Source organism: Piscinibacter defluvii, from assembly GCF_004011805.1.
Classification (GTDB): domain Bacteria; phylum Pseudomonadota; class Gammaproteobacteria; order Burkholderiales; family Burkholderiaceae_C; genus Piscinibacter; species Piscinibacter defluvii.
Map to the genome: position 1 here is coordinate 275,711 of NZ_RCHJ01000013.1, position 11,256 is coordinate 286,966.

Here is an 11,256-nt window from a genome sequence, read left to right on the forward strand (position 1 = left end):
GTCAGCCCTCCGCCGGGTAGGTGCGCTCGAGGTGCGCCTTCAGGTCGCGCTGCTGATCGGCCGGTAGGTCGCGGGCGGCATCCAGTTCGGCCAGCGCGTCGTCGCGGTTGCCCGCTCGCGAGATGGCCTCGGCGACGGCGGCGTAGCTCGGGGCGCTCGTCGGCGCAGCAGCGGCCGAATTCGGCCCGCCAGGAGCCGATCGCGGTGCCGCCGCGGCCTGGGCAGCTGCGGCAGGCTCCGGCGCCTCCTTCGTGGCAGCACGCCGGGCAGCAGCCTTGCCGCCTGCCGGCGGGGCGGGAGGAGGCACCTCACCGGTGGCGCTGGCCACCAGCTTGAGCGACTCGGCGCTGGCGCGGAACTGGTCGACGCCTCCGGCCGCGGCACCGCCGAGGCCCATCAGCTCGGCATAGGACAGGCTGTCCAGCACGCGCCGGTCCAGGCCGATGCCATGCTTCGCTGCGAACTGCTGCGCACCGGAGCGCAGCTGGTCGATGGTCTTCTCCTGCGAAGCGTTGCCTGCGGCGAGGTGCTTCTTCTTGAAGTCCTCGATCACCTTCTGCGGCAGCACGTCCAGGATGCCGTTGCGGCGCGCCTTGCTCTCGGCGATCACGTCGAAGTGCGGGCGCTCGAACAGGCCGCCGTCGCGCTTCTTCTCGATCTTGGTTTCCTTCTTGCGCACCTGGGTGGAGTTGCCGGTCTTGATGTCGTCGACCTGCATCACGCACTCGTAGAAGTCGGTGTCGGCCTCGAGCTCGGGCAGCACGGCCGTGTGAATGGACAGCGGCTCGAAGCTGCGGAAGATGAACAGCGCACCGCGCTTCTCCACCGTCGCGACGATCTTGGACTTGATGCCCCCGTACTCGCTGGCCAGCTGACGGGCACCGACCACGGACACGCCGGTGACTCGGTTGCCGGAGATGGTGAAGTCGTACACGAAGGCCTTGCTGACCGCGCCACGCAGCAGCTCGTCTTCGATCAGCTGCTCGTCGCGCGCCTGCATCACGTGCCAGGCGTCGGGGCTGAAGGGGGTGAATCCCCGGTTCAGCAGCGAGCCGAAGTCGTCGGCCTCGCGGGGTTGGGCCTGGCCGGTGGCCACGGCGCGCAGTGCTTGGTTCATGCGTCGGTCGTCCTCTTCTCTTGGGTCATCAGCCGCGGCGCGCGGCAAAGCGCAGCACGCGGGTCGTGCTGGTGCGGGTGAACATGGCCTCCCAGTCCGGGTGCTTGCGGCGGAAGGCGGTCAGGTCGAAGCTCGAGCGGGTCTGCTCTTCGAAGGTGAGAAGGTCGCGCACACCGGCCGTCAGCAGGGCGTGGTCGCCCATGAACTGGCCGATCTGGAAGCGCAGCAGCGTCTCGCGCTCGACGATGTCCTTGGCCTGCTTCTGCAGCTCGCGCAGCTCGGCCACCTTGGTGGCGATCTCCGGCGTGGCCTCGATCGCGGCGGGCCGGCTCTTGGGGAACAGGCCGCGGATGTCGTCGAGCGAGGTGGGCTCCGGCGGCACCTTGGCCTTCACGTGGTCGGTCCAGAAGCGCAGCTCGCGCTCGCGCATCGCTTCGATCGTCACCTCGTCCCGGCGCGTCCAGTAGAGGTCGACGTCGTCGAGCGAGCGCAGCGCGGCCACCAGCGTGCGCTGGCGCCGGCGCGGGTGCACCATCAGGCCGTGCATGAACTGCGCGGCGTAGTGGATGGGCACGTCCTCGCTGCCGGGATCGCCCCACTCGTCGCGCACGAAGTGGCTGACGCTCTTGGCGTCGCCGTTGACCTCTTCCCCGTCGACCTCCAGCTCGAAGTCGATCTCGGCCGACAGGAAGCGGTGCTTCGCGTCGCGGTACCGGCGGTTCTTCGCCAGCAGCTTGACCTGGTGGCCGGCGGCGCGGAGCTTGTCGATCGCCATCTCCCGAATAACGGGTTCGAGCCTGCGACCTCTGGCGAGCACCATCGCGCGTTTGAAGTCGTCGAGGTTCTCGACCTTGCGGCGCGTCTTCTCCAGCCACAGATCGACAGGCGTCCTGTACGGATCGACGCCCAGCACTGCTGCAGCGTCGCTGCCGCCGAGCCAGGAACTGCGGTCAGCCACGGTAAGTCCTCCCCTTGAGCACGCCGTACACCGTCTTGCGATCGATCAGCAGTTCGCGCGCCAGCGCCGTGACCGTCTCGCCGTTGGCGTGCCGCACGCGCAGGCTGCGTGCTGCGTCATCGGACAACTTCCGTTTCGGATTGGGACCGTTCAGCCCAATGGCGTAGGCATGCCGGTTGTTGTCAGCCTGCGTGCACCACTCAAGGTTCTCTGCTCGGTTGTTGAGCTTATGACCGTCGATGTGGTTCACCTGCGGCAACGCCATCGGATTCGGTATCCATGCCATCGCCACCAGTCGGTGCACAGATGGGAAATGGCGCCTCTGACCAAGAGAGATTCGCACACGGAGGTAGCCGGTCTTGTCAAGGATTGGCTTCAACCACATGCCATCGTGAGATTGCGGCGCGCCCTTGCCGTTGACCCACTCGCGTGCGCGAGACCAAACGCGGCCGTCTTGAGTCACGGAGTACTGCCCATCAAATCCAGGCACTTCGCGCAGCTCCGCATCGCTGCCACCAAGGTACTTGGCGCGGCTGGGCAACGCGGGCATCAGGCGACGCCCCGCAGGTCGACCAGCAGTGCACGGGCCTCGGCCAGCGCCTTCATGGCGTCGGCGCGCGTGTGCAGCGGGATCGTGAGCTCGTGCGCGTAGACCCGGCAGTCGCGCTCGAACAGCAGCTCCAGCAGTTCGACCACTCGCGGCAGCTGCTTGATGGCTTGGGCGTTGGCTCGCGCCTCGGCCTCGCTGCGCAGCTGCATTCCGCAGTGGGCGATGCCGGCCGTCTGCGGCTCGCCTTCCTGGCGTTCGCACGGGCCGACGACGCACACGCCGTTCGACAGCACCGACCACGGGCCCGGCGTCACACGGCACCCCAGAGGCGGCGCAGCGCACGCATGGCGTGCCACCACAGCGGGCGGTGGCCCACCTGGATGACGAGTTGCTCGCGCTCGACGTTGGGCAGTGCGCGGCGCGCCTTCAGGCCCGGCGCCTTGCGCAGCAGCGCGGTCTGGATCTGCTCGGCCTGGCTGCCGATCTCGCGGCTCGGCTGGCGCTGGGCCGCGATGCCGATGACCACACCGGTCTCGGTGACGACCAGGCCGCGCCGGCGCGCCGCGAGCAGGAAGGCGTCGAGATCCATGCCGCCGCTCAGGCTGGTGTCGACACGGTGCAGGTAGCGGCTGTTCGAGGTCAGCATGCGACGAACTCCACGGCGGAGGGGTGCGCGGGCACCGTGACGGTGTTGCCCCGCGGGGTCTTGCTGCGCACGAGCACGCGGTAGTCGGTGTCGGGCGCGGCCACGTAGCGGAGGAACTCGCCGTCGCACCACTCGCAGCCGACGGGGTTTCGGTGCGGCGAGACGGCCCAGAGCACCTTCACCGGTGCGCCTTCGGCGCGCTGTGGCAGGGCGGGCGCGCTCACGAGCGGTCCTCCGTGACCCGGATCTCGTCGACCAGGAACACGCGCGGCGACAGGCGCTCGTCGACGGAGGCCGCAGCCTTCTCGGCATCGGCGCGGGTCAGCCAGCGGCCGGGCATCTTCAGCGGCACGATCCGGCCGCCGGCGACGTGGTCGCAGCGCAGCACCGCGAAGGCCTTGCCGCGCGGCGCGATCTTCACCTGGGTGGGAATGCGCGCGCTCACGGGAGCAGCTCCATCGGCTGGGTGATCGCGAAGGCGCGCTCAAAGTTGTCGGCCTGCAGGGCCTTGGCGAGGCGCCACTGGAGCGCGCCTTCGGCCGGCGGCAGCTCGGTGACCTCGCCGATGGGCAACAGGTCCGGCCGCGCCAGTTCGTCGCTGATGCGCCGGGCCGAGAGGAGGGAAGGCGGGTTGTCGACGAAGCGGGGCATGTGGATCTCCGATCAGTGGCGCAGCGCGGCGGCGACGATCGCCAGCAGCACGCCCACGCCCGAGAGGACGACCAGGCCGACGAGCAGCCACGTGGGCGCATGGCCGGCGCTCATGGAGGCGCCGAGGACGAACGCCTCGAGCGCCAGGGCAGCGTGGAAGAGGTGCTTCATCGCCACAGACCCACGCTGAGGAAGCGCGCGACCACGGCCATCCAGCGCCAGCGGTACGGCCCGTTGATGGCGCGCAGCTGCTTGGTGTCCCAGACGATCCAGCCGCCGATGACCTGCTGGATCTCCATGTGGTCGACGGTGCGGCTCATGCCGGTGCGCCTTCGCGCCACACGTGGCTCCAGGCGATGGAGAGCTCGCTGCCATCGAAGCGGCGCAGGCCGCCCGCAGGCATGGACTGCGGGGCGTCCAGCGAACCCAGGGCGGTGAAGTCGACGCTGTAGTCCGGCGTCCACGAATACACCGCCTCGCCGCGCAGCGACTCGCTCCGGGGCTGGGAGAGCAGGTCGCCGGTCTTGGCCTCGAAGCCGCGAATCACCTTGTGGCTCATGGCTCAGTACCCGCGCTGCGCGCTCACGCCCGCGAGCCAGATGCGGCGGCAGTAGAAGTACTCCGGCTCGCCGTCGAAGGCCGTGCCGCCGCCCAGCACGTAGTCGCGCGAGGTGGGCTTCACGCCGACCAGCTCGAACTCCTTGCCGACTAAGGTCACGGCGCCGTGCGCATCGCGCGGCCGGCTCATCGACCTGTTCGACCAGCTCTTCTCGGCGGCCTCGCGGCGCTTCTTGGCCCAGTGGTTCAGCAGACCCTGGACGTAGCGCGAGCGCACGTCGAGCCGGCGCCCGTCACCTTGCAGGTGCGTGCGGCCCGGGCCGCGCTTGGTGCTGCTCGGGCTCATTGCGCGCACTCCGCGATGAAGGCGCGTGCCTCGCGGCCGTTGCGCTCGGCCCAGGCGTTGAACGACGCGACGATGCGGCGCTGCGCCAGGCGTTCGGCCGTGGTGGTCGGCTTGACGTAGAACTTCGGCGCGTAGGTCGGGAGCGTCTCGGTCAGCTCCTGAAAGCTCTCCGCGCAGGTGACGAGCCGCACGCACTCGTCAAGGGTCATCCGCTCGTTCGTGCCGGGCCAGCGGTTGCGTCCGCTGCTGGCAGCCGGGTGGGCGTTCGTCTGCATCTCTGCTCCCAAGCGCCGGGGTGGCGCGTTGGGAACGACTATAGGCAATGCCGATTCTTGTGTCAACGGCATTGCCTATGTATCGTGCAATCCGCACGCCACGGGTTGGCCGGGGCGGCGATTCACTGGAGGGAGCGAGAGATGGAGATCGGATACGCTGCGCAGGTGGACGACAAGGAACTGCTCGCCCGGATCTCAGCTTGCGATCCCCCAGTGCGTGCTTGGGCCCTCGAGGAAGGCCACAAGAACCTGAAGGGGCGCATTGATTCGCAGGCGGCAGTCGCCTCGCAAGCCGCGACGACGCTGGCGCTGCTGCTGGCCGGGATCGGCGGTTCGCTGGCCTATGCGGTGCGGATCTTCGAGCCCGATGCATCGCCTATCGGGAGAGGTGCAGCGGCGCTTTGCCTGTACCTGATCCTGCTGGCTGCCGTGCTGATCTTCCGCTGCATCAACACGACGGCATCTCCGGCCCTGCACAACGAGCCGAAAAACCTATTGATGCCAGGCGCTTCGCTGGATCAGATCCAGGCGGGAGAGCTGCTGAATCTGCAGAGGCGCATCGAGGAACAAACAGCCCTCGTCGCCGCTCGAGCGCGCTGGCTCAATGGAGTGCGCCTGCTCGCGCTGTTGTCGCCAGCGGTCTTTTCGGCGGCCGCGCTCGCCTGACCTTCAGCGATACCGCTTCGGCGGCTCATCGCTCCTCGGTTCTCTTTCTGGCTGTTGCGGCACGACTGGAACGAATGGCGGTGGTGCTGGCGCTGGCTGAGGGGCAGGGCTCGAGACGTCGTTGACATCCATGTTCGCTCCTCCGTCAGTTCCACCTGGCGCGCCCATGGTTCACGGACACTGGTACGGCGACACGGTAGTACCAAGGCGCCGGTCTTCCGCGCTGCAGGTCAGGATGACGCTCCCGTCCGCTGTGCAGATCTTGTGCATCGTGACCTCCGGAGAATTCACGATCGCGAAGGTTCTTGTGGTGCCTGCGACAGCAAGCAGCGAACGAGCGACAAGCGTTCGGCACGCTTCGAAGTCAATGGCTTGCCACGTGGTTGTCGGCTTGGGGCGCGCGGCCTCCTCAGCGGCCTGCCTCGCCGCCGCACGTTCTCGCTCGCGGTCCCGCTTGACGATGCCAGCGGCGATCTCGGCGTTCATCTGATCGACGATCGCCTTTCTCTCGCCCGGCGTGAGTTGACCGTTGCCGCGTGGCGCTTGGCCGGTAGCAATCGGATCAGAACCTCGTGCACCATCGAGCGGGCAGGCAGCGTCCTGAAACGTCACCTTTCCGTCTTTTGCGGTGCACTTGTTGATCGGGAATGCGGTGGCCGAGCAGGCAAGCCCGACTACCAGGATGGCAATGCTTCTCATGGGCTAGAAGATGCCCCAGCTTCGGTCGATCGCCTCCACCCGAACAGGGGAGGCCTGCAAAGGTTTGCAGGTGCGGCGCCGGCCGAAGGTCGACAAGCTGGCAATGTTGGCGCTCATCCGTGGGTGCCGGAGCGTTTCCTTGATGGAGGCTTGACCTCGATTGCAGCGCCGGGCGCCGTGAAGTCTGGTCGGAAGTCGAGTCCTGACGTCGCCTCTTCGATCTGCTCGGCCGCGGCGCGCACGCGGTCCAGCAACTGCTGCTGAGCGGACGCTGGCAGACGGCGCAGGTGCCGCAGGAACTCCGCTTCGAACTTGGTGAATGGCAGCCCAAAGTGATCCGGCCCGACCACGTCATCGAAGAAGGAGATAAGCAGCGGCAGCTTCTCCTTGGCCAAGCGGCCAGTCTTCAGAAGCTCGCTGGCGGATGGTTGGGTCATTTCCAAGGCTCGCGCAAGCGCCGAGGGGCCGATGCGTCCGGCGCCTGGAAGCTTTGCCTTGAGCTCGAGCGCCGTGCGAATCGCAGCGGCGAGGTCTGTTCCTTGTAGCACTCGCCGATTCCAACAGGCGCCGCCTTTGATAGGCAATGCAGTTGCAGATTGCATCGGCAATGCCTATGATGCTGCGCTATGGAAGCGATCGAACGAGCCATCCGGGCGTTCGGGAGCCAGGCCGCAATGGCCTCGGCTCTCGGCGTGAAGCAACCCACCATCAGCGAGTGGCTGCGTGGCGATCGCCGTGTCCCGGCTGAGCGCTGCCCGCAGATCGAACGCGAGACGCGCCGCCTCGCGCGGGACAAGAGCGACCCGTCGCTGATCGTCACCTGCGAGCAGCTCCGCGACGACGTCGCCTGGGAGGTTCTGCGAGAGCAGGCCGTCGACGCCAAGGCCGCTTGACATGCCGCGCGACTTCCTACGGGCGATCCTCGTTGTCAGGCCCAACGAGAAGGGCGGCATCAAGTTCATCTTCGGCGGGCACGACGGCTTCCAGCCGGTGGCCGAGGCGATCGGTGCCGAGATCGGCAAGGCGCTGTTCACGGCCGGAAGACCCGATTCGTGTAGCTGCAGCTGCTGCAGCTGTAGTGGTCGGTCATCGCGCCGCTGTCGGCGAAATCGTCGTCGACGGGGGAAGAAGAAGTGAGCCGGTACGCCAACGCCCCGCACTTCGGGCACTTCTGGCCGCTGGCGGGCGCGATGCGCTCTTCCAGCGCGGCGATGCGCTTCTTCAGCTCGTCTACCTCCGATGGCAGGCCGCTGATGCGCTTCCAACCCGGCACTCGTTCGAGCGCCTTCAACACGTCCTCGAGGATGCCCATGAATCTCCTCTGTCAGTGGTCGCTGTTCTGTGATCAGACCGCCAACGCCAAGGCGGCCTGATCGTGCGCCGCTCACCAGTCTTCGGCCCGGAATCCCCGGCTGATCGTTCGAGGCCCGCTGTCCGGCAGCGCGGTCCCGGGAATGGCGATCGTGTGCGGCGCGCCACCCTCTGGGCACGTGTAGTGAGCCAGCACGCCCGTCCGGCCCTGGTGAAACACCAGCATCGCCTTGACGCCCTTGTCGTAGCAGGGCTGGCAAAGATAGGGCGCCTGTGGGTCGTTCCCTTCCTGCACTGGCTTTGTGGCGTATGCATACGCACCGGGACGAAGCTCGGTCAGCGTATGGCGTTCGCGGTCCTCGGCCTCCAGCTTCAGTTTGTGCAGTTCGTTCTCGAGCAAGCCAACCTGCGTGCTGAGCGCTCGATTGCTCTCCGCGAGGGCGAGGGCTGAGATGCTCAACGCCACGAGCTTCGCATTGACTTCGGTGAGAGCTTGCTGTGCTTTGCTGTCGTCGCGCGCCTCCACAGCAAGCTTGGTCAGTCCGATTGCGGTCGACAGACCGCTGAGTGCTGCCGGCAGATCCATGGGCGCCCTCCTTGGGCTGGTGCGTGTAGGAGCCACCAGCGTAACCGGGGAAGGGCGCCCGCCCATCCGAATGCGAGGCGGGCGATGACCGCGCCCGCACTCGCCGCGCTGTTCCGGGCGCCATCCGTGCCGCTGCACGAGCTCGTGATGCTCGTGCGCGACTGGAGCCTCGACGCTGGGCTTCCAGCGCATTCGCTTGGCGACGACGTGGCCATGTCCGCGGTGCTGATCGACCCGGACGCCAGCAGGCGGGCGCACTGGCGCTGCGCGATGCAGCTGGCGCGGGCATGCGAGCGCGCCACCGGTCGACCGATCGCTGACCTTCTTGCAGACCTCGAGCGGCCAGCAGCCGCCACCGGAGGCGCGTGATGCGCGCACCCATCACTTTCACCGTCCCGCCAATCCACCAGCGCATCACCGGGCGCGCGAGGTTGAGAGCGAGCGTGCGTTCCGCTTCGGTGCGCTGGGCGTGACGGTCTTCTACCTGGGGACACGACATGAGCGAGTTGGACTGGATCTTGTTGGGCTGGTGGGCTGCCGTGGCCACCGTCTTCGTTGCACTGCGCGGCGTGCCAAGAGTCGGCGATGCGAGGCCCATGCGCAAGGCAACCCCCACGGGTGAACTGGGGGGCCAGCAGAAATGAGCCAGAGGCCGAAGTGCGGAGAGGTGCAGCCGCTTTCTCGCGAGGCTGCGCGGTGCTACCCACACCATCCGGACCACGCGTGCTACGGCTGCGCGCGGCATCGCTTCGGTGAGCCGGACGAGGCCGAAGTGCGACGCGAGCCGATCATCGACGCGAGCCTGTTCCGCTTGGGCGATGGTCGGTGCCAGATGGTCGCGCCGTTGCCCGCCGTGGCGGTGGTGGACCTGTCCAAGTTGTCGGTGCTCGAACGAGCCCTCCGGGCGGCCGCATGAGCGACGCAGGCCCCGCCAAGATGCGCGACGGCACGCCGTACGCCGGGCACACGAAGTTCCTCGGCACCGGCCTGCGGCGCAGCTGCGGCAAGTGCAACACCTTCGGCCCGCTGACCGACTTCAAGCTGATGCGGCCGTGGGGCATGTGCTGCGCGAAGTGCAGGGGGGTGGCATGACGGCCACCCGCGCGCAGGCTTCCTTCTTCGACGGCGGCCAGCGGCTGCAGATGACAGAGAGCATCGAGCTCACTGTCCAGTCGATGCGGGCCTACGGACCGGAGCACGAGCACTGGTGCTTCGCCTGGTCTGGCGGCAAAGACAGCTCGGCCACGGTCACGGTCGTCCTCTGGCTCATCGCCGCCGGCAAGATCAAGGCGCCGAAGTCCATCACGGTCTTCTACGCCGACACCCGCCAGGAGCTGACGCCTCTGGCCATTGCGGCCGAGCAGATCATGGACGAGCTGCGCGAGCGCGGCATCCGCGTCGAGGTGGTCAGGGCACCGCTGCTCAAGCGGTTCATGGTCTACATCCTCGGTCGAGGTGTGCCGCCGCCGAACAACAACACGCTGCGGTGGTGCACCCGGCAGATCAAGATCGATCCGATGCAGGACGCGCTGGCACAGCGCCTTGCCGACCTCGACGGTCCCGTCCTGATGATCACCGGCGTGCGCCAAGGCGAGAGCGCGATCCGCGACCGCCGCATCGAGATGTCCTGCAGCAAGGATGGCGCTGAATGCGGGCAGGGCTGGTACCAGCAGGTGCTGCCGAACGCCAAGGGCCTACGCGGCCACATCGCCACCCTCGCGCCCCTGCTGCACTGGCGCGTTTGCCACGTATGGGAGTGGCTCAAGCACTGGGCGCCGCAAGAGGAGTTCGGCGACTGGTCGACGGCCATCGTCGCTGACGCCTACGGCGGCGATGAGGCGGAAGAGATCAACGCGCGCACCGGCTGCATCGGCTGCCCTCTGGCGCAGGAGGAGAAGGCGCTCGAGACGGTCCTCGCGCAGGAGCGCTGGGCCTATCTGGCGCCGCTGCGGGGCCTGAAGCCGCTCTGGCGCGAGCTGCGAGAGCCGCAGCATCGGCTGAAGAAGGCCGGAGTCGAGCGCCTGAAGGACGGCTCGATCGCGAAGAACCCGCAGCGCATGGGTCCGCTCACGTTCGCGGCCCGGCTGATGGGATTGGAGCGTGTGTTGGGCATCCAGGCCGAATGCAACGCCGCAGCGCGAGCCACCGGCCGGCCCCTGATCAACCTGATCGACGCCGAGGAAGAGGCCTGCATTCGTCAGCTCATCGCCGCCGAGACATGGCCCGAGGGCTGGGACGGAGACGAGCCGACCGCAGACACGGTACTGCCGGTGGTCTACCAGAACGGTGCGGTGCAACCGCTGCTGTTTGGCGCAGAGGGAGCGGGCTGATGATGCGCGAGTACGCCAAGCTAGGCCCGACCTTCTGGACCGGCGAGACCGGCAAGGCCCTTCGCAAAAGGGGCTCCGATGCGGTGGTGGTGGCGCTGTACCTGATCAGCTCGCCGGCCTCCAACATGCTCGGGCTGTACTACCAGCCCCTGCTGTACATGGCCCACGAAACCGGCCTCGGCATCGAAGGGGCACGGAAGGGCCTTCAGCACTGCATCGAGGTCGGCTTCTGCCAGTACGACGGAGACACCGAGATGGTCTTCGTCATGGAGATGGCGGCCTGGCAGATCGCCGAGCAGCTGAAGCCCGGTGACCTGAGGTGCAAGGGCATCCAGAAGGACTACGACAGCCTGCCCGACAACCCGTTCCTGGAGGCCTGGTTCGAGCGCTACCACGAGGCCTTCCACCTGACCACGCGCCGCGTCGGCAACCGGGAACCGAGCCTGTTCCCGGAGCTTGGAAAGCAAGGGCCTTCAAAAGGCCCTTACCAAGCCCCATCGAAGCCAGGAGCAGGAGCAGGAGCAGGAGCAGGAGCAGGAGCAGGAGCAGGAGCAGGAGCAGGA

General features: G+C 67.6%; 23 protein-coding genes and 1 pseudogene. 7 read left to right on the forward strand and 17 right to left on the reverse strand.

What is annotated here, in order from left to right:
- Position 1: 1 nt before the first annotated feature.
- From D9C15_RS20840 to D9C15_RS20890, 13 genes are read right to left on the reverse strand one after another with little or no spacing between them, the layout of a single operon-like run.
- Entirely contained in the window at positions 2-1,117 is a 1,116-nt protein-coding gene (locus D9C15_RS20840) for a hypothetical protein (protein WP_128000373.1), read from the reverse strand.
- Positions 1,118-1,145: 28 nt separating this feature from the next.
- Positions 1,146-2,075, reverse strand: a complete 930-nt coding sequence (locus D9C15_RS20845; protein ID WP_164886795.1) for a YqaJ viral recombinase family nuclease — start codon at positions 2,073-2,075, stop codon at positions 1,146-1,148.
- Positions 2,068-2,625 carry an NUMOD4 domain-containing protein gene (locus tag D9C15_RS20850; RefSeq protein WP_128000375.1) on the reverse strand — a complete coding sequence of 186 codons (558 nt, stop codon included), beginning with the start codon at positions 2,623-2,625 and terminating at the stop codon, positions 2,068-2,070. The genes D9C15_RS20845 and D9C15_RS20850 overlap by 8 nt, the downstream gene beginning before the upstream one ends.
- The gene (locus tag D9C15_RS20855) at positions 2,625-2,939 is read right to left on the reverse strand and encodes a hypothetical protein (protein WP_128000376.1); all 315 of its coding nucleotides are present in this window, start codon (positions 2,937-2,939) and stop codon (positions 2,625-2,627) included. Before D9C15_RS20855 ends, D9C15_RS20850 begins: the two co-directional genes overlap by 1 nt.
- A complete protein-coding gene (locus tag D9C15_RS20860) occupies positions 2,936-3,271 on the reverse strand; it encodes a hypothetical protein (RefSeq protein WP_128000377.1) in 336 nt (111 codons plus the stop codon). Before D9C15_RS20860 ends, D9C15_RS20855 begins: the two co-directional genes overlap by 4 nt.
- On the reverse strand, positions 3,265-3,495 hold the full coding sequence (locus tag D9C15_RS20865) for a hypothetical protein (RefSeq protein WP_128000378.1): 231 nt from the start codon (positions 3,493-3,495) through the stop codon (positions 3,265-3,267). The genes D9C15_RS20860 and D9C15_RS20865 overlap by 7 nt, the downstream gene beginning before the upstream one ends.
- Positions 3,492-3,716 (reverse strand): hypothetical protein, encoded by a 225-nt coding sequence (locus D9C15_RS20870; protein WP_128000379.1) that lies wholly within the window; start codon positions 3,714-3,716, stop codon positions 3,492-3,494. Before D9C15_RS20870 ends, D9C15_RS20865 begins: the two co-directional genes overlap by 4 nt.
- A complete protein-coding gene (locus D9C15_RS20875; RefSeq protein WP_128000380.1) occupies positions 3,713-3,922 on the reverse strand; it encodes a hypothetical protein in 210 nt (69 codons plus the stop codon). The genes D9C15_RS20870 and D9C15_RS20875 overlap by 4 nt, the downstream gene beginning before the upstream one ends.
- Before the next feature lie 12 nt (positions 3,923-3,934).
- The gene (locus D9C15_RS33465) at positions 3,935-4,093 is read right to left on the reverse strand and encodes a hypothetical protein (RefSeq protein WP_164886796.1); all 159 of its coding nucleotides are present in this window, start codon (positions 4,091-4,093) and stop codon (positions 3,935-3,937) included.
- Positions 4,090-4,242, reverse strand: a complete 153-nt coding sequence (locus tag D9C15_RS33470) for a hypothetical protein (protein ID WP_164886797.1) — start codon at positions 4,240-4,242, stop codon at positions 4,090-4,092. The genes D9C15_RS33465 and D9C15_RS33470 overlap by 4 nt, the downstream gene beginning before the upstream one ends.
- Positions 4,239-4,481, reverse strand: a complete 243-nt coding sequence (locus D9C15_RS20880; RefSeq protein ID WP_128000381.1) for a hypothetical protein — start codon at positions 4,479-4,481, stop codon at positions 4,239-4,241. The genes D9C15_RS33470 and D9C15_RS20880 overlap by 4 nt, the downstream gene beginning before the upstream one ends.
- A 3-nt stretch (positions 4,482-4,484) precedes the next feature.
- Positions 4,485-4,826 (reverse strand): hypothetical protein, encoded by a 342-nt coding sequence (locus D9C15_RS20885; protein WP_128000382.1) that lies wholly within the window; start codon positions 4,824-4,826, stop codon positions 4,485-4,487.
- Entirely contained in the window at positions 4,823-5,101 is a 279-nt protein-coding gene (locus D9C15_RS20890) for a hypothetical protein (protein WP_128000383.1), read from the reverse strand. Before D9C15_RS20890 ends, D9C15_RS20885 begins: the two co-directional genes overlap by 4 nt.
- Before the next feature lie 141 nt (positions 5,102-5,242).
- On the opposite strand from D9C15_RS20890, the gene D9C15_RS20895 reads away from it, so the two are divergent.
- Positions 5,243-5,767, forward strand: a complete 525-nt coding sequence (locus tag D9C15_RS20895) for a hypothetical protein (protein WP_128000384.1) — start codon at positions 5,243-5,245, stop codon at positions 5,765-5,767.
- A 171-nt stretch (positions 5,768-5,938) separates the two neighbouring features.
- Here the strand turns inward: D9C15_RS20895 and D9C15_RS20900 are convergent, their stop codons facing one another.
- Positions 5,939-6,466: a hypothetical protein gene (locus D9C15_RS20900; protein WP_128000385.1), complete on the reverse strand. Its 528-nt coding sequence runs from the start codon at positions 6,464-6,466 to the stop codon at positions 5,939-5,941.
- Between the two features lie 113 nt (positions 6,467-6,579).
- Complete coding sequence (locus D9C15_RS33475; protein ID WP_164886798.1) at positions 6,580-7,068, reverse strand: hypothetical protein; 489 nt, start codon at positions 7,066-7,068, stop codon at positions 6,580-6,582.
- Positions 7,069-7,092: 24 nt separating this feature from the next.
- On the opposite strand from D9C15_RS33475, the gene D9C15_RS20910 reads away from it, so the two are divergent.
- A complete protein-coding gene (locus tag D9C15_RS20910) occupies positions 7,093-7,359 on the forward strand; it encodes a transcriptional regulator (protein ID WP_128000387.1) in 267 nt (88 codons plus the stop codon).
- 137 nt (positions 7,360-7,496) lie between these two features.
- On the opposite strand, the gene D9C15_RS20915 is transcribed toward D9C15_RS20910, so the two are convergent.
- Together D9C15_RS20915 and D9C15_RS20920 are read right to left on the reverse strand one after the other, a co-directional pair.
- A complete protein-coding gene (locus D9C15_RS20915; RefSeq protein WP_128000388.1) occupies positions 7,497-7,778 on the reverse strand; it encodes a hypothetical protein in 282 nt (93 codons plus the stop codon).
- A 72-nt stretch (positions 7,779-7,850) separates the two neighbouring features.
- Positions 7,851-8,363: a hypothetical protein gene (locus tag D9C15_RS20920; protein ID WP_128000389.1), complete on the reverse strand. Its 513-nt coding sequence runs from the start codon at positions 8,361-8,363 to the stop codon at positions 7,851-7,853.
- Between the two features lie 84 nt (positions 8,364-8,447).
- On the opposite strand from D9C15_RS20920, the gene D9C15_RS20925 reads away from it, so the two are divergent.
- The 5 genes and pseudogenes from D9C15_RS20925 to D9C15_RS33480 all read left to right on the forward strand — a co-directional run.
- On the forward strand, positions 8,448-8,732 hold the full coding sequence (locus D9C15_RS20925; protein ID WP_164886799.1) for a hypothetical protein: 285 nt from the start codon (positions 8,448-8,450) through the stop codon (positions 8,730-8,732).
- Between the two features lie 298 nt (positions 8,733-9,030).
- A complete protein-coding gene (locus D9C15_RS20930) occupies positions 9,031-9,279 on the forward strand; it encodes a hypothetical protein (RefSeq protein ID WP_128000390.1) in 249 nt (82 codons plus the stop codon).
- A complete protein-coding gene (locus D9C15_RS20935; RefSeq protein ID WP_128000391.1) occupies positions 9,276-9,455 on the forward strand; it encodes a hypothetical protein in 180 nt (59 codons plus the stop codon). The genes D9C15_RS20930 and D9C15_RS20935 overlap by 4 nt, the downstream gene beginning before the upstream one ends.
- Positions 9,452-10,693, forward strand: a complete 1,242-nt coding sequence (locus tag D9C15_RS20940) for a phosphoadenosine phosphosulfate reductase domain-containing protein (protein ID WP_128000392.1) — start codon at positions 9,452-9,454, stop codon at positions 10,691-10,693. The genes D9C15_RS20935 and D9C15_RS20940 overlap by 4 nt, the downstream gene beginning before the upstream one ends.
- A pseudogene (locus D9C15_RS33480) lies at positions 10,693-11,256 on the forward strand (hypothetical protein); the annotation flags it as partial. The gene D9C15_RS20940 and the pseudogene D9C15_RS33480, both read left to right, overlap by 1 nt.

Excerpts from the sequence above, each read along its gene's own strand:
- D9C15_RS20840 (WP_128000373.1), bottom strand. The coding sequence starts at position 1,117 with ATGAACCAAGCACTGCGCGCCGTGGCCACCGGCCAGGCCCAACCCCGC.
- D9C15_RS20850 (WP_128000375.1), bottom strand. The coding sequence starts at position 2,625 with ATGCCCGCGTTGCCCAGCCGCGCCAAGTACCTTGGTGGCAGCGATGCG.
- D9C15_RS20860 (WP_128000377.1), bottom strand. The coding sequence starts at position 3,271 with ATGCTGACCTCGAACAGCCGCTACCTGCACCGTGTCGACACCAGCCTG.
- D9C15_RS20875 (WP_128000380.1), bottom strand. The coding sequence starts at position 3,922 with ATGCCCCGCTTCGTCGACAACCCGCCTTCCCTCCTCTCGGCCCGGCGC.
- D9C15_RS33465 (WP_164886796.1), bottom strand. The coding sequence starts at position 4,093 with ATGAAGCACCTCTTCCACGCTGCCCTGGCGCTCGAGGCGTTCGTCCTC.
- D9C15_RS33470 (WP_164886797.1), bottom strand. The coding sequence starts at position 4,242 with ATGAGCCGCACCGTCGACCACATGGAGATCCAGCAGGTCATCGGCGGC.
- D9C15_RS20880 (WP_128000381.1), bottom strand. The coding sequence starts at position 4,481 with ATGAGCCACAAGGTGATTCGCGGCTTCGAGGCCAAGACCGGCGACCTG.
- D9C15_RS20885 (WP_128000382.1), bottom strand. The coding sequence starts at position 4,826 with ATGAGCCCGAGCAGCACCAAGCGCGGCCCGGGCCGCACGCACCTGCAA.
- D9C15_RS20890 (WP_128000383.1), bottom strand. The coding sequence starts at position 5,101 with ATGCAGACGAACGCCCACCCGGCTGCCAGCAGCGGACGCAACCGCTGG.
- D9C15_RS20895 (WP_128000384.1), top strand. The coding sequence starts at position 5,243 with ATGGAGATCGGATACGCTGCGCAGGTGGACGACAAGGAACTGCTCGCC.
- D9C15_RS20900 (WP_128000385.1), bottom strand. The coding sequence starts at position 6,466 with ATGAGAAGCATTGCCATCCTGGTAGTCGGGCTTGCCTGCTCGGCCACC.
- D9C15_RS33475 (WP_164886798.1), bottom strand. The coding sequence starts at position 7,068 with ATGCAATCTGCAACTGCATTGCCTATCAAAGGCGGCGCCTGTTGGAAT.
- D9C15_RS20910 (WP_128000387.1), top strand. The coding sequence starts at position 7,093 with ATGGAAGCGATCGAACGAGCCATCCGGGCGTTCGGGAGCCAGGCCGCA.
- D9C15_RS20915 (WP_128000388.1), bottom strand. The coding sequence starts at position 7,778 with ATGGGCATCCTCGAGGACGTGTTGAAGGCGCTCGAACGAGTGCCGGGT.
- D9C15_RS20920 (WP_128000389.1), bottom strand. The coding sequence starts at position 8,363 with ATGGATCTGCCGGCAGCACTCAGCGGTCTGTCGACCGCAATCGGACTG.
- D9C15_RS20925 (WP_164886799.1), top strand. The coding sequence starts at position 8,448 with ATGACCGCGCCCGCACTCGCCGCGCTGTTCCGGGCGCCATCCGTGCCG.
- D9C15_RS20935 (WP_128000391.1), top strand. The coding sequence starts at position 9,276 with ATGAGCGACGCAGGCCCCGCCAAGATGCGCGACGGCACGCCGTACGCC.
- D9C15_RS20940 (WP_128000392.1), top strand. The coding sequence starts at position 9,452 with ATGACGGCCACCCGCGCGCAGGCTTCCTTCTTCGACGGCGGCCAGCGG.